At 65.1% G+C, this 20,534-nt stretch carries 19 protein-coding genes; 8 read left to right on the top strand and 11 right to left on the bottom strand.

The features are described 5' to 3' along the window. Positions 1-2: 2 nt before the first annotated feature. Complete coding sequence (locus tag ACQY8B_RS08680) at positions 3-1,268, top strand: acyl-CoA dehydrogenase family protein (RefSeq protein WP_422086329.1); 1,266 nt, start codon at positions 3-5, stop codon at positions 1,266-1,268. Between the two features lie 21 nt (positions 1,269-1,289). Here ACQY8B_RS08680 and ACQY8B_RS08675 read toward each other — a convergent pair whose 3' ends face one another. Next, entirely contained in the window at positions 1,290-1,604 is a 315-nt protein-coding gene (locus ACQY8B_RS08675) for a hypothetical protein (protein ID WP_422086328.1), read from the bottom strand. Between the two features lie 343 nt (positions 1,605-1,947). Next, positions 1,948-2,772 carry a crotonase/enoyl-CoA hydratase family protein gene (locus tag ACQY8B_RS08670; protein ID WP_422086327.1) on the bottom strand — a complete coding sequence of 275 codons (825 nt, stop codon included), beginning with the start codon at positions 2,770-2,772 and terminating at the stop codon, positions 1,948-1,950. A gap of 90 nt (positions 2,773-2,862) precedes the next feature. On the opposite strand from ACQY8B_RS08670, the gene ACQY8B_RS08665 reads away from it, so the two are divergent. Next, positions 2,863-4,731, top strand: a complete 1,869-nt coding sequence (locus ACQY8B_RS08665) for a PhoX family protein (RefSeq protein ID WP_422086326.1) — start codon at positions 2,863-2,865, stop codon at positions 4,729-4,731. A gap of 31 nt (positions 4,732-4,762) precedes the next feature. Further along, the gene (locus ACQY8B_RS08660) at positions 4,763-5,152 is read left to right on the top strand and encodes a DUF488 domain-containing protein (RefSeq protein WP_422086325.1); all 390 of its coding nucleotides are present in this window, start codon (positions 4,763-4,765) and stop codon (positions 5,150-5,152) included. Between the two features lie 12 nt (positions 5,153-5,164). Here ACQY8B_RS08660 and ACQY8B_RS08655 read toward each other — a convergent pair whose 3' ends face one another. Further along, the gene (locus ACQY8B_RS08655) at positions 5,165-5,773 is read right to left on the bottom strand and encodes a glutathione S-transferase (protein ID WP_422086324.1); all 609 of its coding nucleotides are present in this window, start codon (positions 5,771-5,773) and stop codon (positions 5,165-5,167) included. Positions 5,774-5,897: 124 nt separating this feature from the next. Between ACQY8B_RS08655 and ACQY8B_RS08650 the strand changes: the two genes are divergently transcribed. Continuing rightward, positions 5,898-6,356: an Lrp/AsnC family transcriptional regulator gene (locus ACQY8B_RS08650; RefSeq protein ID WP_422086323.1), complete on the top strand. Its 459-nt coding sequence runs from the start codon at positions 5,898-5,900 to the stop codon at positions 6,354-6,356. 18 nt (positions 6,357-6,374) lie between these two features. On the opposite strand, the gene ACQY8B_RS08645 is transcribed toward ACQY8B_RS08650, so the two are convergent. Then, positions 6,375-7,277 (bottom strand): SDR family oxidoreductase, encoded by a 903-nt coding sequence (locus ACQY8B_RS08645; protein ID WP_422086322.1) that lies wholly within the window; start codon positions 7,275-7,277, stop codon positions 6,375-6,377. A 168-nt stretch (positions 7,278-7,445) separates the two neighbouring features. On the opposite strand from ACQY8B_RS08645, the gene ACQY8B_RS08640 reads away from it, so the two are divergent. After that, positions 7,446-8,327, top strand: a complete 882-nt coding sequence (locus tag ACQY8B_RS08640; RefSeq protein ID WP_422086321.1) for a CoA transferase — start codon at positions 7,446-7,448, stop codon at positions 8,325-8,327. Between the two features lie 10 nt (positions 8,328-8,337). Here the strand turns inward: ACQY8B_RS08640 and ACQY8B_RS08635 are convergent, their stop codons facing one another. Then, complete coding sequence (locus ACQY8B_RS08635) at positions 8,338-9,243, bottom strand: hypothetical protein (RefSeq protein ID WP_422086320.1); 906 nt, start codon at positions 9,241-9,243, stop codon at positions 8,338-8,340. Positions 9,244-9,280: 37 nt separating this feature from the next. Further along, positions 9,281-10,198 carry a DMT family transporter gene (locus ACQY8B_RS08630; RefSeq protein WP_422086319.1) on the bottom strand — a complete coding sequence of 306 codons (918 nt, stop codon included), beginning with the start codon at positions 10,196-10,198 and terminating at the stop codon, positions 9,281-9,283. 363 nt (positions 10,199-10,561) lie between these two features. Between ACQY8B_RS08630 and ACQY8B_RS08625 the strand changes: the two genes are divergently transcribed. Next, positions 10,562-12,523, top strand: a complete 1,962-nt coding sequence (locus ACQY8B_RS08625; protein WP_422086318.1) for an EAL domain-containing protein — start codon at positions 10,562-10,564, stop codon at positions 12,521-12,523. A 19-nt stretch (positions 12,524-12,542) separates the two neighbouring features. Next, complete coding sequence (locus ACQY8B_RS08620; protein ID WP_422086317.1) at positions 12,543-13,550, top strand: diguanylate cyclase; 1,008 nt, start codon at positions 12,543-12,545, stop codon at positions 13,548-13,550. Between the two features lie 36 nt (positions 13,551-13,586). Here the strand turns inward: ACQY8B_RS08620 and ACQY8B_RS08615 are convergent, their stop codons facing one another. Then, positions 13,587-15,992: a YgiQ family radical SAM protein gene (locus ACQY8B_RS08615; RefSeq protein ID WP_422086316.1), complete on the bottom strand. Its 2,406-nt coding sequence runs from the start codon at positions 15,990-15,992 to the stop codon at positions 13,587-13,589. A 156-nt stretch (positions 15,993-16,148) separates the two neighbouring features. Between ACQY8B_RS08615 and ACQY8B_RS08610 the strand changes: the two genes are divergently transcribed. Then, positions 16,149-17,090, top strand: a complete 942-nt coding sequence (locus ACQY8B_RS08610; protein WP_422086315.1) for a bifunctional helix-turn-helix transcriptional regulator/GNAT family N-acetyltransferase — start codon at positions 16,149-16,151, stop codon at positions 17,088-17,090. A 3-nt stretch (positions 17,091-17,093) separates the two neighbouring features. Here the strand turns inward: ACQY8B_RS08610 and ACQY8B_RS08605 are convergent, their stop codons facing one another. The 4 genes from ACQY8B_RS08605 to ACQY8B_RS08590 form a co-directional block, all read right to left on the bottom strand. Then, on the bottom strand, positions 17,094-17,876 hold the full coding sequence (locus ACQY8B_RS08605; protein WP_422086314.1) for a 3-hydroxybutyrate dehydrogenase: 783 nt from the start codon (positions 17,874-17,876) through the stop codon (positions 17,094-17,096). Positions 17,877-17,922: 46 nt separating this feature from the next. Further along, positions 17,923-18,672, bottom strand: a complete 750-nt coding sequence (locus ACQY8B_RS08600) for an acetoacetate decarboxylase (protein ID WP_422086313.1) — start codon at positions 18,670-18,672, stop codon at positions 17,923-17,925. Positions 18,673-18,752: 80 nt separating this feature from the next. Then, positions 18,753-19,964 carry a patatin-like phospholipase family protein gene (locus ACQY8B_RS08595; RefSeq protein WP_422086312.1) on the bottom strand — a complete coding sequence of 404 codons (1,212 nt, stop codon included), beginning with the start codon at positions 19,962-19,964 and terminating at the stop codon, positions 18,753-18,755. A gap of 61 nt (positions 19,965-20,025) precedes the next feature. After that, positions 20,026-20,475, bottom strand: coding sequence for a CHRD domain-containing protein (locus ACQY8B_RS08590; protein WP_093052127.1), 450 nt, complete (start codon positions 20,473-20,475; stop codon positions 20,026-20,028). Positions 20,476-20,534: the final 59 nt, after the last annotated feature.

The raw sequence follows: 20,534 nt of genomic DNA, 5'->3' as shown, positions 1-20,534 counted from the left end.
ACATGGAATCCCTCATCGACGCAGCGGCGTCCTGCGCCACGCACGGCGGCGGCGGTGCGCAAGCCCCCTCTTCCCCACAACTCTTCGCCCGCTTCCGCCCCATCTTCCAGCGCATAGCCGAACACGCGGCGCAACGCGAGAACGAACGCGAACTCGCCTACGAGCCGGTGGCTTGGCTCAATGCCGAGCGCTTCGGCGCGTTGCGCGTGCCGCTGGCGCATGGCGGCATCGGCGCTTCGGTCGCGCAGCTCTATGACCTGCTGATCGAACTCGGCGAAGCCGACTCCAACCTGCCGCAGATATTGCGCGCGCACTTCGGCTTCATCGAACGGCTGCTCGCGGAAATCGACCCCGCGCTGCACGGACCGTGGATGCGCCTGGCGGCCGAGGGCGTGATCTTCGGCAACGCCACCACCGAGCTGGGCGACGGCTCGCTCACCACCATGCAGACCACGCTGAAGCCCGACGGCGACGCGTGGCTGCTCGACGGCGACAAGTACTACAGCACTGGCACGCTGTACGCGGACTGGATCTCGGTCTCCGCGCAACGGCTGAACGCCGACGGCAGCAGCGAGCGCGTGATTGCGCTGGTGCCCGCGGAGGCCGAAGGCGTGGAGCGCATCGATGACTGGCGCGGCTTCGGCCAGCGGCTGAGTGCATCGGGCACCACGCGCTTTCGCAATGTGCGGGTGAAGCCCGTCAACGTACTGCTGTACGTGCGCGACCAGCCCACGCCGCTCACCGCGCATTTCCAGCTGATTCACCTGGCCACGCTGGTCGGCATCGCGCGGGCCATCGTGCGCGACGCGGTCGCCTTCGTGCAGCCGCGCAAGCGCGTCTACAGCCACGGCAGCGGCAACACGCCGCGCGAAGACCCGCTGGTGCAGCAGGTGATCGGGCAACTGGCGAGCGCGGCCTTCGTTGCGGCATCCACGGTGCAGGCGGTGGCGCGCGGCCTCGACGAAGTCGACCGCTTCCGCCAGCGCAACGAGGCAGCGCCCGAAAGCCTGTTGTTCGAAGTGGAGCTGAACACCGCCAAGGCCCAGGCCGGCATCGTCGACCTGGTGCTGCAGGCCGGCACGCGGCTGTTCGACATCGGCGGCGCCTCGGCGCTGCAGGAAGACCGGCGGCTCGACCGGCACTGGCGCAATGCGCGCACGCTGGCGTCGCACAACCCGACCATATACAAGGGCCGCGTGGTGGGCGACCACCTGCTCAACGGCGCGAGGCCGACCTTCTATTGGGCAGTGGGCGCCATCGCGTCCTGAAGCGCCCGATGAGCGCCGAGCTCAGACGCGCGGCAGCGCCGCCAGAAAGGTAGACACCACGATCGCGGCTGCGCGATCGAGCTGGAGGATGCCCTCCACGTCGAACGCGTGCGGCGCTGTGCGTCCACTCGAACCGAGTGGCTTGCGGATCTCTACAAGAACTTCGGCCGCGAGTTCGCGGTCGCTGCGCGGGCTGCCGTCGGGGTGCATCACCCATTCGTCGACTTGATCGAATGGAATGCTGCGGAAGACCCCGACGATGGGGACGTACTTGTAGCGATCCTCGCCCACCAGGATGGGCACGCTGAGATTGCAGAAAAACGTGGTCGTCGACATGCAGGATCGCCGTCGCTAGGCAAAACGTTCAATTGTTAATGAGTGTGGCTTCAGGAGCCATCCTCCTCTAGGGCAAACACGGGGGAAGACGTGACCTTCTGCACATAAATTGTGTCCAAATTCATTCATTTTCCCCTTAAAACAACTACTTTATTCTTACACAAACCCGCTTGAGTTGCACTTCCCCGGTGCCGTGGAGCTTTCAGCACTGATTTGGCGAGCGCAAAAGCTGTTTACGAAAGGCAACGCGAGCGGGCCCGGAGTTACCGGCCGCTCGCGCAGTCCTGACTGTATGGCTGAATGAAAGCTGAAAGCTGCGCCCCGGCCCTGCAGGCCGGCCGCCTCAGGCGGGCGTGTCGAAGCGCGGTGCGCGCCGTTCGATGTTGGCCTTCACGGCCTCGATCTGGTTCGGGCTGCCGATCAGCGCCTGCTGCTCGACAGACTCGCCCATCAGCAGGTCGGCGGCGCTCTGGTGTGCAGATGCATTGAGCAGCCGCTTGCCGGCGCGAATGGCGTCCGGGCTCTTGCCTGCAATCTCGTGCGCCATTTGCAGGGCTTCGGCCAGCGGGTCGGCCGAGAGCCGGGTCGCGAAGCCGATGTGAAGCGCTTCCTCGCCCGAGAAGATGCGGCCGGTGAATGTCAGTTCGCGCACCACGTCGGCACGCGCCAGTTCGCGCATCAGCACCATGCCGGCCATGTCGGGCACCAGGCCCCACTTGATTTCCATCACCGAGAGCTTCGTGTCGGGCGCGACGATGCGGATGTCCGCGCCCAGCGCCACCTGCAGTCCGCCGCCGAAGGCCACGCCATGCACGGCCGCGATCACCGGCACCGGCACTTCCCGCCACACCATCGCGACCTGCTGCGCCGCATTCGAGATGCCGTGAGTACGCGCCAGCAGGTCTGTGCCAGCGGCACCCTGGCCCAGCACGCCTGCCGCGCCTTGCTGCATGCGTTCGAACGACGCCATGTCGAGCCCCGCGCAGAAAGCCTTGCCGCGCCCGGAAATGACCACCGCCCGCACCGCCTTGTCGCCGCGCAGCGCTTCGCCGGCGGCAATCAGCGCGTCGAACATCGCGGGGTCGAGCGCGTTCATCTTGTCGGCGCGCGAGAGCTGCAGTTCCACCACGCCGTCGGCGTGGCGGGTCCATTCGATGCGGTCGGTCATTCGATGTCTCCTGGGCGATCCGGGCGCGAGTATCGCCCGCCACGGCGCTCGGCGATGATGGCGGCTGTCGCCCACACAACAGCTCTCGCCATGTCCCTGGACCGCCGCCGCTTTCTTCTTCAATCGGGCTCCGCCGCCGCCGTCGTGGCGCTTTTCGGCCAGGGCTGCGCGGCGCCAGCCGCCGGGAAAGCCGATGCCGGCGTGCTGGGCTTCACGGGCGTACCCGCCTCGCTGCGCGACGGCGTGGTCATACCGCCCGAATACGAATGGCAGCTGCTCTACCCATGGGGCACGCCCACCGGCATAGCGGGCCGCATGCCGGCCTTCGCTCCCGACGCCTCCGACAGCGCCGACGACCAGGCCGTGCAGGCCGGCATGCATCACGACGGCATGCACTTCTTGGCCCTCGACGCCAGCGGCGACCGCGGCCTGCTCGTGATGAACCATGAATACACCGACGAGCAACTGCTGCACGCCGACGGCGCCAGGCAATGGACGGCGGAGAAGGTGCGCAAGTCGCTCCATGCGATGGGCGTGTCGGTCATCGAGATCCGCCGCACGCCCGAAGGCTGGCGCCAGGCGTTGCCTTCGCCGTTCGCCCGGCGCGTGCACGGCAACACGCCGATGCGCATCGCCGGCCCGGCCGCCGGCACGCCGCTGATGCGCACCGCCGCCAACCCGGCCGGCGACGCGGTGTTCGGCACCTTCGCCAATTGCGCGATGGGCGTCACGCCCTGGGGCACCTACCTGACCTGCGAGGAAAACTTCCACGGCTATTTCGGCGGGCCGAAGGAAGCCGCCGCGCGCATGACGGCCGCGCAGCGCCGCTACGGCACGGTGCCCGGCTCGCAGTGGGTCGAGTACTGGCGCTTCGACGAGCGCTTCGACCTGAGCCGGCATCCGAACGAGGCGCACCGCTTCGGCTGGGTGGTCGAGATCGATCCCTTCGACCCTACCGCCACGCCCATCAAGCGAACGGCGCTGGGCCGCAAGCGCCAGGAAAGCGCGACCTGCACCGTCGCGAAGGACGGCCGCCTCGTGGTCTACATGGGTGACGACTCCCGCTTCGAATACATCTACAAGTTCGTCAGCCGCGACAAGATACGACCCGGCACAGATGCCGCCGCGCGCGCCGCCAACCGCCACCTGCTCGACGACGGCACGCTCCACGTGGCGCGATACGACGCCGGCGGGCGCGGCCAGTGGCGGGAACTCACGCACGGCCGTGGCGGCCTCGACGCGGCCGGCGGCTTTGCCGACCAGGCCGAAGTGCTGATCCACGCGCGGCTGGCCGGCGACGTGGTCGGCGGCACAAAAATGGACCGGCCCGAATGGATCGCGGTGCATCCGCAGTCCGGCGAGGTCTATGTAACCCTCACCAACAACAGCCAGCGCGGCGATGCCGGCAAGCCCGGCACCGACGCCGCCAACCCGCGCGCAAACAACCTTTTCGGCGGCATCCTGCGGTGGCGCGAGGACGGCGGCGACGCCGCCAGCACCGGCTTCGCCTGGGACCACTTCGCACTCGCGGGTGATCCTTCTCATCCGGGTAGCGGCGCACGCTACCCGGCAGCCGGGGCCGACATGTTCGGCGCGCCCGACGGCCTGCACTTCGACCAGGGCGGACTGCTGTGGATCCAGACCGACATGAGCGGCCAGGTGATCGGCAAGCCGCCCTACGCCTCGCTCGGCAACAACCAGATGCTGTGCGCCGACCCGGCCTCGGGCCGCATCAAGCGCTTCCTGACCGGGCCCAACGGCTGCGAGATCACCGGCTGCGTGGTGACGCCCGACCGGCGCACGCTGTTCGTCAACATCCAGCACCCGGGCGAGGCGCGCGACGACGGCGACAGCAAACACAACAGCGCATGGCCCGATGGCACCGTGCCAGGCAGCGCGCGGCCGCGCTCGGCAACGCTGGCGATCCGGCGGCGCGACGGCGGCATCGTCGGCACCTGAGACAGTACTCGATAGAAGAAAGGAAAGCCCAATGAGCATCCGCATCGTCCGCCTGGGTACCCCGCGCGCAGATGGTGAAGGCCTGCGCGTCGGCACCGTGCGCCGCCCGCCGCGCGGCGTTCCGAAGGCCGAGTTCGCCTCGCAGAACTGGTACGACGTTTGGTACCCCAACCTCGCGCCATCCGTCGAAACCATGAAGCAGGCGCAGGAAGCGCAGACGCCCGCGCAGTGGAACGTCTTCGTGCGCAAGTTCAAGTCGGAGATGGCCGAGTCCGACGCGAGCCGCAGCCTCGACCTGCTGGCCGCGCTCTCGCACAACACGGACCTGTCGGTCGGCTGCTATTGCGAGGACGAGGCGCACTGCCACCGCTCCGTGCTGCGCAGCCTGCTGGCCGAGCGCGGCGCGGACATCGCGGGCTGAAGAACGCCGTCGTCAGACCTGCGGCGCGCCGAGGAACACCGGCAGGCTTTCAGCACGCGCGGCGTAGGCCGACAGCACGGGAAAGCCATCGGCGGCAATGACGTCGGCCAGCATCAGCTGCGTGAAGGACCACGCCACGGCCGTCGAGACACCGGCCTGCGTCATCGTCTTCTCGTCTGCTGGCGGCAGTGACGCAGCCACCTCGCCCTCGAGCGCCGAATACGCCGCCACGAGCTGGCCGCGCACCCTGTCCACCCAGGGCTGGTGCAGCTTTTCGGCCGGCCGCAGGTTGTGCTCGTAGACGATCTGCACGGTCTTCTCGCAGGCCGCTAGCGCGAGCCCGGTGATGCGCAGGGCGCGCGCCCGTTCGGCAATGGCGGTGGGCATCAGGCTGCGGCCGCCGAGCGCCTCGGCGTAGTCGATGATGAGCGTCGAATCCATCAGCACCGTGCCGTCGTCGCAAACCAGCGTGGGTGCCTTCACCACCGGATTGATCGCGCGAAACTGCTCGAAGGTACTGAACACCGACACCGGCCGGTGCTCGAAAGGCACGCCGAGCAGCCGCAGCGAGATGGCGGCGCGCCGCACGTAGGGTGAGTCGAGCATGCCGACGAGTTGCATGGGTTCTCCTGGAAAAGATGGCCGCTACGTTACCCGCCAGGCGCCTCGCGGCGAAGTGCAATCCATCGAAAATCGCGGCCTCGGACCGATCGATCATCGGCGGCGCAACCTCCCCGACACGCACATGAACATCGACAAGAAAGACCGGCTGATCCTCGAAGCGCTGCAGGCCGATGCACGGCAGAGCCTGGCCGCGCTCGGCAAGCGCATCGGCCTGTCGCAGCCGGCCATGAGCGAGCGGGTGCGCAAGCTCGAAGAGGCCGGCGTGATCGAAGGCTACGGCGCGCGCGTCAACCTGCGCGCGCTGGGCGTGGGACTGCAGGCCATCATCCGCATCGAGACCACGCATGCGGGCATCGCCGGCTACCTGAAGCTGTTCGAGGCCATGCCGGAGGTACTGAGCGCCGACCGGGTGACCGGCGCAGACTGCTTCATCGTGCGCTGCGCGATCGCCGAGCCGGCGGACCTGGAGCGCGTGGTCGACGCGCTGGCGGTCGATGGCGCGGTGACCACGTCGCTGGTGCTGTCGAGCCCGGTCAACAAGCACGTCACCGTGCACGCGGCCCGGCCGCCGAAGAAATAGGCACGAACAAGTAGCCCGTCAGCGCTGCGCCTTGTCCTTCTGGTTCTGCGCCTCGATGCGTTCGCGCGCGGCTTGCCAGTCGGCGTCGCTCCACTGGCGCAGCTCGTAGAAATTGCCGCCGGTGGCCAGCGCATTGCCGCCGTCCATCATGATGCTCTGGCCTGTGAGCCAGTCGCACTGGCCGGGCGCCATCAGGAAAGAAGCCAGGTTCTGCAGCTCGCTCATGCGGCCGGTGCGCGCCATCGGGTTGGTCTGCTTGCTGCGCGCGCCAGGCTCTTCGCCGGGGTTCAGGCGCTTGCTCATGCCTTCAGTGGGAATTTCGCCGGGGCCGACCGCATTCAGGCGGATGCCGTGCCGCGCCCACTCCACCGCGAGCGACTTGGTCATCACCTCGATGCCGGCCTTGCTCATGGCCGAGGGCACGACATAGGGGCTGCCGTTGTCGACCCAGGTGACGATGATGCTCATCACGCTGCGGAAGGCATCGCCCTGCTTCCACTCGCCCGACTTGGCCTGCGCCACCCAGCGCTTGCCCACGGCCTGCGTCACGTAGAAGCTGCCGTGGAACACGATGTTGGCGATGGCGTCGAAGGCGCGCGGCGAGAGGTTCTCGGTAGGCGAGACGAAGTTGCCCGCCGCGTTGTTGACCAGCCCGGTGAGGCCGCCGCTCTGGAACAGGCTCTCGACCATTTCGTCGACCTGCTGCGCGATGCGGATGTCGACGCCGAAGGTGTCGACGCGCCGGCCCGGGAACTGCTGGCGCCATTCGGCGGCCGTTTCCTCGCAGACCGACTGGCGGCGCCCGCAGATCGCGACGTCCGCGCCCAGGCTCAGGAAGCGCTCGGCCATCGCGCGGCCCAGGCCGGTGCCACCGCCGGTCACGAGAATGCGCTGGCCGCTCATCAGGGAAGCTTCAAACATGGTTCGTCTCCTGTCGTTTGCATGTGGTCGAGGCAGCGGCAAGGGAGGTGGCTGCCACCGGCACATGCTACGCGCGGACCCGCACCCCGGCTTGCGGGAAGTAGCTCCTTGGAACCCCGCGCCACGGGGTGAGAATGTGTGAAACGAGTTTCCTGGAGACAACAGCCGATGCCCGATTCAACAAGCCCTTCCCTCGACCACGCCGCACCTCTGGAGGGCGTGCGCGTCCTGAGCCTCGCGCTGAACCTGCCCGGCCCGGCCGCTCTGCTGCGTTGCCGCGGCATGGGTGCCGCCTGCCTCAAGCTGGAGCCGCCCGGCGGCGATCCGATGGCGCTTTACAACCGGCCGGCCTATGCGGCGCTGCACGAGGGCGTCGAGATCCGCGCCGTCGATCTGAAAAGCGAAGCCGGGCAGCAGCAGTTGCACGCCGAACTCGCGGCAACCGACGTGCTGCTGACCTCGTTCCGCCCCTCCGCCCTGTCCAAGCTCAGGCTCGACTGGCCGGCGCTGCATGCGCGCTACCCCAGGCTGTCGCAGGTGGCCATCGTCGGCGCACCGGGTGAACGCGCCGAGGAGCCGGGCCACGACCTGACCTACCTCGCGGAAAGCGGGCTCGTGACCGGCACCGAGCTGCCGCCCACGCTCTACGCCGACATGGGTGGCGCCCTGCTAGCGAGCGAGGCGGTGCTCAAGGCCATGCTGCTGCGGTCGCGCAAGGCCGACGGCGTGTACCTCGAAGTCGCATTGAACGCATCGGCCGACTGGCTCGCCCTGCCCCGCACCTGGGGCCTGACGCAGCCTTCGGGCGCGGTCGGCGGCGCGCATGCGGGCTACCGGGTCTACCCGTGCGCCGACGGCCGCGTGGCGGTGGCAGCGCTGGAGCCGCATTTCGCGGCCCGGCTCTGCGAGGCCGCGGAGATTGCCTCGCGCGACATGATGGCGCCGGCCACGCACGAGGCACTGGCCAACTGGCTGGCGACGCGCACCCGCGAGGAACTCGAAGCCATGGGCCGCGAGCGCGACGTGCCTCTGCTCACGCTGGCCGGCTGATCGGGCTGCTTCAGCGCGTCGCCACGCCGTCGCGCTGCCGGTCCTCGCGCTTGAGCGCGAGATAGGTGTCCAGGTCGACCTCGTGCAACTGGCGCGGGTACTGCTCGGCGGCCGCGAACCAGCGGCGCTGGCGGCGGTCGGCCTGGTCGGTGCCGGGTGCCGCGAGGTAGGCGTCCAGCGTCAGGAAGTAGCGCATCGCATTGCGTTCCACCAGCCCGCGCAGCCCGCGTATGTAGTCGGGCTGACCCTCCGGCGTCTTGCCGACCACGGTGAAGCCCACCTTGTCGCTGCCGAAGGTCGCGAGGTAGGCCATGGTGCCCAGCCGGACCATCGCGTTGTGGTCATAGCTGTAGCTGAAATGCAGGAAGCTCTTGTGCTCGTCCAGCGCCAGGGCCTCGAGCCTGACGCGGTAGTTGCTCGTGCCTAGCGGCCCGCTCTCGGCCGTCAGTTCGACCGACAGATGCTCGGGCGAGGCACTCACGACGCGATAGACGAACGGCAGTTCGAAGGCCTGGTCGATCGGCTTGTCGTAGCGCCGCACCACGTAGAGCGTGAGCATGTCGCGCCCTTGGGGCCCGCTGGCCACGGTGCAGCGCCGGTTGTTGATGTGCAGGTTCAGCACATCGCACCAATGGGCTGAACCCTTGAGCGTGCCACTGATCTCCGACAGCGGATGGTCGACCACGGCATAGACGTCGCCTTGCAGGCCGTCGGCAGTCTCCACGGAGTCGATCTGCACAGGCCGCCCGAAGCTGTTGTGGTCGAGCTTGTCGCTCAGGCGCTGGTGGGTGGCGCGAAGCGTCTGGGCGGCTGGCGCTTCGGGCGGGGCGGCAAGCCCCGCCGTCGAAGCTGCAATCAGAAGCGCGCCCGTCAGGGAGCGCAGCCATGGAACCGGCAGGTGGGGCGAACTGCTCATGGGGCCACACCATACAACGGAAGGTCTCGGCGTGCCTTCAATCGGTCTGTGCGGATCTGCTGCGCCGCACCAGCAGCAACATCGCGCCCGCGAGCAGCACCGCGCCAGCCCACTGGCGCGGCGACATAGGCTGGGCGAGCAACGCGGCGGCCAGCAAGGCGGCCACCAGCGGCTCGATCAGCGTGCCGATCACCGCCGAGGTCGGCGACAGGCGCCGCGCGCCCCAGGCAAAGGCAAGGTACGCCACCGAGGTCGTCACCACGCCGGTATAGCCCACCGCGAGCCATTGCGCGCCGCCTTCGGGCCAGGTGATGCCGCCGGGCCATGCGACGGCCAGCATGCACACGGCCGCGACCGTCATGCCCCAGGCAGATGCCGTGGTGGCCGGCACCCTCGCCGGCATGCGCGCATTGCCCAGCACCACCATCGCGTAGCAGAAGGCAGAAGCCACAGACCAGGCCACGCCGGCCGCATGCCCCGGCGCAAGAGGCCCCCAACCGGCCGCCGGCATCACCAGCAGCAGCACCCCTGCAAGCGCCAGCAGCAGGCCCGCCAGCAGGCGCGCGCCGAAGCGCTCGTAGCCGCTCATCACCGACACCAGCGCGACGATCACCGGGGCACAGCAGATCGAGATCACGGTCGGCAGCGCGGCACCAAGATAAGAGATACCCACGAACCAGCAGCTCACGTTGAGCGCCATCGCGGCGCCGGTTGCCAGCACCTGGAAGCGCTCCCGGCCCGCCAGGTCAGCCCATTGCCCGCCCGGCCCTGCGGCGGCTCGCCAGTGCAGCCACCACAGCAGCGGCAGGCCGAGCGCGAAGCGCGCGAGCGACAAGCTCTGCGGCGCAATGCCGCCCTCGATCAGGAATTGCGCCACCAGCGCACCTCCGCCCCACAGCGCGCCAGCCAGCAACACGCCGCCCCAAGCCAGGGCGGCAGAAATTCTTGCGTTCATTGTTGAAAGTTCTCCATGACGCCCGCCAGAGCCGATCGGCTGCGATCGGAAGGCGGACGTGACCAGCCATGCCGCGTCCGGCCTCAAGGCGGACGGCGGCGACCACTTGCGGGCCTGAGCGCGGCGCAGAAGGCGCGCGCGTCAGCTGCGGGTCGATGGAGGGGGAGAACGGTAGAAGGCCATGTCGCGCATCTTAGATGCGCACGAAAAGGTTCGAAGCCTTCTGGCGGGCGGGTTCAAAGGACAAATGTCGGATGTGCAGGAACTCGTCGAGTTGAAAGACTACAGATACCGATTTCAAAAAATATTGTCGAACGCGGGGACGGCGTCAGCAGCCCGGATCTTGCGTTGGAGGACGACTTAGTGCAAGAAATTTTCGTAGCCGCTTGGCAGGCCGAGCTGGCAAATTACCCTCTGCTGATTCTTCAGGCAGCGGCTCTTCTCGGAATACTGAGTGTCACTCTTCTACTCTCGAGAACGCCTACCGACAGAGTTGAATCGAGAACGCTTCTATACGGCTCGGTTTTCGGCATCACCAGTTTCGCCTTGATTGCCTTGGCCTCTCAGTTCTTCAACCTGCCTTCAAAGCCCTATCTCTCGTCCGACCTGCTATTTCTCGGAGGCCTGCTGGGAGGATGGAAAGGAGGCGCAATAACACTGGCTTCGACTATTTCAGCGCGCTTGATATTTGGTGGTTTCAATCAGGTAGAAGCTTTCTTGCTGGACATGTCGATAACCGCGGCGGGTGGCATTTTCGCGCATTCGGTCTACCGCAAAAAACTTATCAAGCAATTTGGATGGAGAGAGGTGCTGAAAATATGGAGTGCTCGCCTGGCGTGCTCCATATTTTCAAGCTCTGCCATATTTGCACTGAAGCTGGTTCCCCCAAGGGTAAGCGCACATGTCACAGCCTTGCAGGTATTTGGATTCAGCACTTCGCTTTTGATTTTAGTTTGCGTTGTAGCCTTGCTGCGAGCTGACGCGCAGATCAGAGATTCCTATTTTCAGCGAATGCAGATGTACCGCACAGATCTTCTGAGCGGACTGCCCAACAGAAGAGCCTTGAGCGAATACCTCGAAGCAATCCTCAAGAGAGACCGGTCGCAGCACGTACTTCTCACATTCGAGATTGGAAATCTCAAAGAAATGGTCCGCATTCTTGGCCACGATTGGACGGATAAATTCTGGGGCCATCTGGCGCGCCAGTTGATGGAGCAAGAAAGCCTCAAACTGACTTCGAACGAGAAGTCGAAATGTTTTCAGCTATCCGATTTGGCGCTTGCCTTTGTTGTTAAAGAAACTTCAGTCAGTCAAATAGAAAATTGCCAGCTCGTGCCTCGGCTGTATGCCGACATCATGGAAGACCTGCAAGTTACCGGGGGGCATTACTCCAATGTGCAGCTGCGTTGTGGCGTGACCAACGTCCGGACGGCAGATGACGCAAACGCCTCATCCGTTCTGAGAAACATCAGCTTGGCGCTCCAGAGCAGCAATCAGCAAATAAGGTACTTTCACGACTCGTTTTCTGCTCAGGCCGACAAAGATGCAAAGGTTCACGAACTGATCATTGGCTGGATTCGCAATGTCAATCCGCCAATGAACTACCAGCCCAAGTTCAACCTGGAGACTCGAGCGATTTGTGGTGCCGAGGCACTTCTGAGAGCGCAGTCTTCGGAAGGTCTGCCTCTGTCCCCTCTTTACGTCCTCGATGTTGCGACCCGCTACCAGCTCCTGCTGAAATTGGAGTGGTGCACCGTCGAAATGGTGATTCGTGAAATCGCGCACTGCATGACCAAGGGTTTTCATACACCGTTGTCCGTGAACATATCCGCTGCATCGATAACGGTGCCGGATTTTGGCGACCGCATTCTGGATCGGTTAAATCGCTACCGCGTGCCCTTCGAAATGCTATCGATAGAAATTACCGAATCCGGGCACGTTCCAGACCTCAACACCGTAAAAGAAAACATCCAAAAATTGAACTCGGCTGGCGTCGGACTGTCTCTCGACGATTTTGGCGCGGGATACTCCACGCTTACTACCTTGGCAAAAATCCCGTTCAATGAGGTCAAAATAGACTATGCAATGGTCTCGATGATCGAGCAACCGCGCATGAACAAGGCAATAGGCCTGGCCTTGGAAAGTGCGACGAGATATGGCGCAACACTTGTTGCTGAGGGAGTCGAGACCGAGACCCAGCTGGACATACTTGTCAAGATGGGCATCAAATTCGGCCAGGGTTATCTTTTTTCCAAGGCCGTTCCTATAAACGACCTGATTGAGCTATCAAGACAGGAAAAAATGTGCGATAGCATGTGCCAGTAGGCTTGCCATTGTGCGGAACATGAAAAGCAAAGTCACGCGCGTGAATGAATTCAGGGCGCTGATCAAGCCGCTGTCGCTTGGAATGCAGTTAGGCGGCATTTTCCTGGTGGAAATTGCGTGGTTTCTCGCCGAGGATTCCTATAAATATGACAACCGGCAGCTCATTTTTCTTGCAGCCCTCACCATTGTTTCAATTTTCGCAAGCTGGAAAATAGCTTTCTTTTCCCTGTTTTCCATCATCACTGTCTGGCTGATATGCATCGAACTTTCGCTGCTGGCCGAACCCAGCATCAATAGAAACTACTGGACGGCGGTGCTGAGCATTGGAATATCCCTTGCGGTAGCCCCCGTGTTTTCGCGAACCAGCGAATACATCATCGTGTCCGCTGGCATATGGCTCATCTTCGGCAGGGGGTCGCTGATAGCCACGCCGTTTGGCGGAGACACGAATTGGGCATGGCTGTCGGTGTCAACGGTGATCCTGGTCGGCATCTTCTTGAATGCACTTTTCGCTCGAATACACCGCCAGAGCATTCTGCTTCGCGACAAGCTCGTGGATCTGGCCTTCACCGATGCACTGACCGGAATCGACAATCGCAGAAAATTCCTGAGCGATGTCGATGAAATCCAGGGGGCGCGCGATATGAGTTCTGCTTGCCTCCTCATGCTCGACATCGACAACTTCAAGCGCATCAATGACGATTTCGGCCATCCGCTGGGAGACGAAGTCCTTCAACAGGTAGCTCAAACCATCCGCCGAACTGTCGCGGATGAGCCGTGCGGGCGACTAGGGGGCGAAGAGTTCGGAATCTTCCTCACTCAAGGCGGAGAAGAGCGGGCGGCCAAGGTGGCGGATCAGATCCTGGCTCAGATACGAAAGCTGAACGTGATCGACCGAAGAATCACGGCCAGCGTCGGCATTTCAAAAATGAACGAAGAACAATCGTTTTTCGAATTGATGAAAGATGCCGACGAAGCGCTATACCTCGCCAAGAGTCGCGGCAAAGACTGCTTCGCAGTCTTTTGATGCAATGCAGCGTGCTCGGCCTGGGGCTTGCGCGCCTCAGCGCGGCTTGCGGATGTTGCCGCGCACCGGGCCGGCCGATGGCTTGCGCGAGGCCGAACCCGAGCCGTTGTCGCGCGGCGGCAGGCCGGTGTGCTGCGTGAGGATGCGGCCCTTCGAGGGCTTCACCGGTGCCAGCTTGACCGGTGCGGCCTTGGCAGCTGCCGGCGCAGCGGTCGAATTCTTGCGCCGCGCGCTCGTGTAGCCGCCGTCGGTCAGCGGTTGCCACGTCGGGATGAGGTGGTGCTTGCCGTTGCCGATCAGGTCGGCACGGCCCATGCTCTTGAGCGCCTCGCGCAGCAGCGGCCAGTTGTTGGCGTCGTGGTAGCGCAGGAAGGCCTTGTGCAGGCGGCGGCGCTTGTCGCCACGCACGATGTCCACCGTCTCGCTCTCGCGCGTGATCTTGCGCAGCGGGTTCTTGTTGGTGTGGTACATCGTCGTCGCGGTGGCCATGGGCGACGGGTAGAAGGTCTGCACCTGGTCGGCACGGAAGCCGTTCTTCTTGAGCCAGATCGCGAGGTTCATCATGTCCTCGTCGCTGGTGCCCGGATGCGCGGCAATGAAGTACGGAATGAGGTACTGCTTCTTGCCCGCCTCGGCCGAGTACTTCTCGAACATCTGCTTGAACTTGTCGTAGCTGCCGATGCCGGGCTTCATCATCTTGGTGAGCGGGCCCTGCTCGGTGTGCTCGGGCGCGATCTTCAGGTAGCCGCCGACGTGGTGCTGCACCAGCTCCTTCACGTACTCCGGCGACTGCACGGCCAGGTCGTAGCGCAGGCCTGAGCCGATCAGGATCTTCTTGATGCCCCTCAGCGCTCGGGCTCGGCGGTAGATCTTGATCAGCGGATCGTGGTTGGTGCCCAGGTTCGGGCAGATGCCGGGGTAAACGCAACTGGGCTTGCGGCACGCCGCCTCGATCTCAGGGCTCTTGCAGCCCAGGCGGTACATGTTGGCGGTCGGGCCGCCAAGGTCGGAGATGGTGCCGGTGAAGCCGCTCACCGAATCGCGGATGGCCTCGACCTCCTTGATGATCGAGTCTTCCGAGCGGCTCTGGATGATGCGGCCCTCGTGCTCGGTGATCGAGCAGAAGGTGCAGCCGCCGAAGCAGCCGCGCATGATGTTCACGCTGAAGCGGATCATTTCCCACGCGGGGATCTTGGTGGCGCCGTCGTGGCTGCCGTTCTCGTCGGCGTAGCGCGGGTGCGGGCTGCGGGCGTACGGCAGGTCGAACACGTAGTCCATCTCGGCCGTGGTGAGCGGAATGGGCGGCGGGTTGATCCACACGTCGCGCGCCGTGGCGCCCTCGCCGTGTGCCTGCACCAGCGCACGGGCGTTGCCGGGGTTGGTCTCCAGGTGCAGCACGCGGTTGGCATGCGCGTAGAGCACCGGGTCGCTGCGCACCTGCTCGTAGGCCGGCAGGCGGATGACGGAGCGGTCGCGCGGCGGCACGCTGATCTTGCCGCGCGGCTGCAGCGCAGGGTTCGGCACGAAGTTCAGCGGCTTGATGGCGGGGTTGACCACCGAGGCGCCAGCCGGGCCGGCGGCTTCCGCCGCCTTGGCGACGGCCTGCGCCTCGTCTTCCTTGGCGCAGGTGGCACCGTTGGCCTTGGCCTGGTCGGACACCATCAGGTAAGGATTGACGTGCGCCTCGACGCGGCCGGGCTCGTCGACGCTGGTGGAGTTGATCTCGAACCAGCCTTCGGGGGTTTCGCGCCGTACGAAGGCGGTGCCGCGCACGTCGGTGATCTGCTGCACCGGCTCCTTGGCAGCAAGGCGGTGCGCGATTTCGACGATGGCGCGCTCGGCGTTGCCGTACAGCAGCAGGTCGCACTTGGCGTCGACCACGATCGAGCGGCGTACCTTGTCGGACCAGTAGTCGTAGTGGGCGATGCGGCGCAGGCTGCCTTCGATGCCGCCGAGGATGATCGGCACGTCGTTCCAGGCTTCCTTGCAGCGCTGCGAATACACGATGGCCGCGCGGTCGGGGCGAGAGCCGCCGACGTCGCCGGGGGTGTAGGCGTCGTCGCTGCGGATCTTCCGGTCGGCCGTGTAGCGGTTGATCATCGAATCCATGTTGCCGGCGGTCACGCCGAAGAACAGGTTCGGCTTGCCCAGCACCTTGAAGGGTTCGGCGCTCTGCCAGTCGGGCTGCGCGATGATGCCCACTCGGAAGCCCTGCGCCTCGAGCATGCGGCCGATCACCGACATGCCGAAGCTGGGATGGTCGACGTAGGCGTCGCCCGTGACCACGATGATGTCGCAGCTGTCCCAGCCGAGCGCTTCCATTTCCTTGCGCGAGGTCGGCAGGAACTTGGCCGTGCCGAAACGGGCCGCCCAGTACTTGCGGTAGCTGGTCAGCGGCTTGGCGGCGCGCGCGAAAAAGGAGACGTCGACGGGGGCGTTCATCGGTGGGGGCAGTCGGCACCGTAGGGGCGCCGTTGTGGGCAACCCTCGATTTTAGGGTTTTCCACCACCCCTGTCGCGGCAAACATCCTGTGACCGCGCCGTCGGCAGGACTTCAATTGGTTGCCAAAGTCAACCAATTTAATGACAATAGCAAACATGTCCACGACTTCACCTACCGTCGATGCCGCCGCCGTCAAGGCGATCCGGCAGTTCAACCGCTTCTATACGCGCCGCATCGGTGCACTCGATCCGTACCTCGGCAGCCCCATGTCGCTGACCGACGTGCGCGTGCTGTACGAGCTGGCCCACCGCGAAACGGCGGTCGCGAGCGAGATCGGGCGCGACCTCGGGCTCGATGCGGGCTACATGAGCCGCATCCTGCGCCGCTTCGAGACCGAAGGCTGGCTCACCCGGGAGCCCCACCCGCGCGATGCGCGCCAGAGCGTGCTGCACCTGACCGAAGCCGGCCACGCTGCATTTGCGCCGTTGCAACAAAAGTCGCGCGAGGAAGCCGCTGCGCTGCTCGAATCGCTCGCGCCACCGCAGCGCCAGCAGCTGGTGCAGGCCATGGGCACGATGCAGTCCCTGCTCGACCCCGAAGCCCCGCCGCCCAAGCCCCAGGCCGCCATCCTGCGCGACCCGGCGCCCGGCGACATCGGCTGGGTGGTGCAGCAGCACGGCGAAATCTATGCGCGGGAATACGGCTGGAACAGCAAGTTCGAGGCGCTGGTGGCCGGCATCGCGAGCGAGTTTTTGCTGAAGTTCCAACCCGAATGGGAGCGCTGCTGGATCGCCGAACTCAACGGCGAGCGCGTGGGCGCGATCTTCGTGGTGCGCAAGTCGGCCACGGTGGCGCAGTTGCGCATGCTGATCCTGACGCCCGGTGCGCGCGGGCTCGGGCTGGGCGGCAAGCTGGTCGACGAGTGCATCGCCTTCGCGCGGCGCAAGGGCTACAAGAAGATGGTGTTGTGGACCAACAGCTGCCTGGTTGCTGCGCGCGGCATCTACGCCAAGCGCGGCTTCCAGCTCATGCAGTCGGAGCCGCACGAGGGCTATGGCTCGCCACAGGTGGGCGAGACCTGGGAGCTGAAGCTGTAGTGGCTACTGCATGAACCAGCCATGGCTCACTACAAGCGACTGCCCTGTCAGCGCATTCGTCGGGAAGCCAGCAAACAGCAGCGCCACGCGCGCCACGTCTTCCGTGGTCGTGAACTCGCCATCCACCGTTTCCTTGAGCATCACGTTCTTGATGACCTCTTCTTCGCTGATGCCCAGCGTCTTGGCCTGCTCGGGAATCTGCTTCTCGACCAGCGGCGTGCGCACGAAGCCCGGGCAGATCACGTTGGCCCGCACGCCATGCTTGGCGCCTTCCTTGGCAACCGTCTTCGCCAAGCCGATGAGGCCATGCTTGGCGGTGACATAGGGCGCCTTCAGCAGCGAAGCTTCCTTCGAGTGCACCGAGCCCATGTAGATCACGCTGCCGCCACGGCCTTGCGCGTACATGTGCTTCAGGCAGGCCTTGGTGGTGAGGAATGCGCCGTCCAGGTGGATGGCCAGCATCTTCTTCCAGTCGGCAAAGCTGAACTCTTCCACCGGGTGCACGATCTGGATGCCGGCATTGCTGATGAGGATGTCGATGCCGCCGAAGGCCTTCGCGCCCTCTTCCACCGAGGCGTTCACCTGGTCTTCGTTGGTCACGTCGACAGCCACGCCGATGGCCTGCGCGCCGGAGGCTGTGAGTTCGGCCGCGGTGGCGTCGGCAGCTTCCTTGTTGAGGTCGGCAATGATGATCTTCGCGCCTTCCTGAGCGAACAGAATGGCGATTTCCTTGCCGATGCCGCTGGCCGAGCCGGTGATGTAGGCGACCTTGTCCTTGAGTTGCATGGTGAGCTTTCCTTGAGAGCGTTGGGTTGAAAAATGGCTGCGGAAATCAGGCGAGGTAATCGTGCTCGACCGTGCCCAGCGCGAGCGTCATGTCGGCGATGTAGTGCACGGCGGATTCGACCTTCAACACCGGCAGGTCGGCCACCGGCGCCAGTGCATGCGGATGCAGTTCGAGCGAGGCCGGGCCGCCCCAGGCACCGTGCAGCGTCACGTCGACCATGTGGTAGCGCACCAGCTCGCAGATGCGCGCCGTGCCGTCGACATGCGGAATGATCTTGAGCAGGAAGTTGGGCTGCGCGATGCCCGCGAGTATGGGCTCGGGCTCGAGCGCGCGGTGCTTGAATCCCATGGTGGCCTTGGCCACGCGCACCTTGCCGTAGTCGAGCGTGCCGACGACCACGTCGGTTTCGTAGTCCAGCACCGGCGACGCGAGCTTCTTGGGAAAGCCCCAGAGTTCGCGGCCACCGGCAATGGGCGGATGGTCGTTGAGGTACATGGCGTGCACGTACGCGCCCTTCTCCACGCCCTTGGCGGTGCGCAGTTGCACCGGAATGACCTGGCCCGATTCGGTGTAGTCGCCGAAGCCGGTGGAGTCGGGCATGCGGATGAACTCGTACTTGACCAGCGGCTCGACCACTTCGAGCGGCTCCGGCACCACGGCGCGCAAGGCGTCCATGTCGGTGCGGTAGGTGACGATGAGAAATTCACGCCGCACGAAGCGATAGGGTCCGGGCGGAAAGGCGGGGCTTGTCAGCGGCATCGCGAATGCCGTTCGTCGCACGTCTTCAATGTTCACGAACATTTCCTCCTGTTGAAGTGACGGGCCCAGTCTGGCGCTGGTTTCTTAGTCGAGGCTGAACTCTCCGGATACGCGGTTCAGCGTGCGAGACCGGGCCGCTTCACGCGCCCCGAGCCATGCTCGCCGAGGTCGAAAGTGGTCACGCCGTTGACGGTGGCGTCGGCACGCAGCAGCTCGGGGTGGGCGAGCGTGCTGCGCATGTCGCGCACGCCCGACTCCCAGTGCTCTTCGACGGCGGCGCGCGAGAACTCGTAGTCCTTCGATTCGAGCTCGTAGGGCTTGTCGCGGTAGATGAGATGGAAGATGTCGATCGGCTCGTGCGTCAGCTGCGACTGCACCGCCAGCACGCTCGGGTCGTTGCGCAGGTTGGCGGGCAGCTTGGTGATGAGGTCGGCAATGGCCTGCTGCAGGTTCATGTTGGCCGCCAGCGCGTCGGTGTTCATGCGGGTGCGGCTCGAGTAGGTGATGTCCTTCTGGCGCTCCAGCACACCGGCCATGGTGCGAGGCATTTCACCGCGCGCGTTGAACAGGTCGACCTGCAGCACCACCAGCGGCTCGGTGCGCGGATGCAGGTCGAGCACGTACTGCAGCGGCGTGTTCGACACGATGCCGCCGTCCCAGTAGTCCTCGCCGTCGATGCTCACCGGCGCGAAGCCGGGCGGCAACGCGCCGCTGGCCATGATGTGCTCCGGCCCGATGAGCTGCCGCGTGTTGTCGAAGTACACCGAGTTCCCCGTGCGCACGTTGACCGCGCCCACGCTGAAGCGCGCCTCGCAGGCATTGATGCGGTCGAAGTCGACCAGGCGCTCCAGCGTGGACTTGAGTGGCGAGGTGTCGTAGTAGCTCAGCAGCGGCGCCGCCCCGCCCATCAGCAAGGCGGGCGAATAGCGCGGTTCGAAGAAGCCCGGAATGCCCACCAGCGACGCCATGGTGGCGCTGTACTGGTTCTGAGCGGCCCGGTCGCCCAGCCAGGAAGGCAGGCGCTGCGAAGGTCCGGAAGACACAAGGTGCCAGAACTCGCGCAGCCTGTCGACACGCTTTTCCTGGGCATTGCCCGCGATCAGCGCCGCGTTGATCGCGCCGATGGAAACGCCGGCGATCCAATGCGGCTCGAGCTCGGTCTCGCTGAGCGCGGCGAACACGCCGGCCTGGTAGGCGCCGAGCGCGCCCCCACCCTGCAGCACCAGCGCCTTGCGGGCGGTGCGCATGTCTTCGCGGCGCGAAGCAAAAGGATTGAGGGGCTTGGAGGAGGCGGCACGGGATTTTTTCTTCGGTGGTGTCGTCGTCATGCGTTCATTTGACCCCAGCTCCGCGACACCAACCTGACCAGGGGTCTTGCCCCCGGCTAAATCACATCTTCGGCAGCATCTGCCCGCGAATCTCGCCGCCGGGGTTGGCCGCGGTGTGCACGTTGGCGTACCACTTGCCGGCGCTCAGGTCGGCGGCCTGGGCGGGCGTGAGCGTGGCCTGGCCCTCGATCGGGCTCGCCGGGTTGGCAAAGGGAAGCACCACGCCGGCATTGGCACCCGCGGCGGCGGGGCCGTGGAAGTGCGCCATGGTGGCGGGGCCGCTCAGGCCGGTGTAGGTGATCTTGTACTTGAGAACATTGGTGTCGCGGTCGAGCCAGGCCTCGGCCATCCCGCTGCCGCGCGTCATGTTGGGCGGGACTTCGCTGGCCGCGTTCATCGCGCCGCTGAAGCTCGCGACGTTCGACTTCGACATCATTCCGCAGCCGACCAGCGCGGCACTGGCCACGCCGGTAATGAGGGCTGCGCGCAAAAGGGTGCCATATTTGGTCATGAGCTTTATCTCCTGGGTTGTGTAAGCGAACACAGCATAGGCAGCACGGCGGGACTTGT

Source organism: Variovorax sp., assembly GCF_965279555.1.
GTDB lineage: Bacteria > Pseudomonadota > Gammaproteobacteria > Burkholderiales > Burkholderiaceae_C > Variovorax.
The sequence above is the reverse complement of the archived record's forward strand: the minus strand, read 5'-3'. Positions and strand labels throughout refer to the sequence as shown.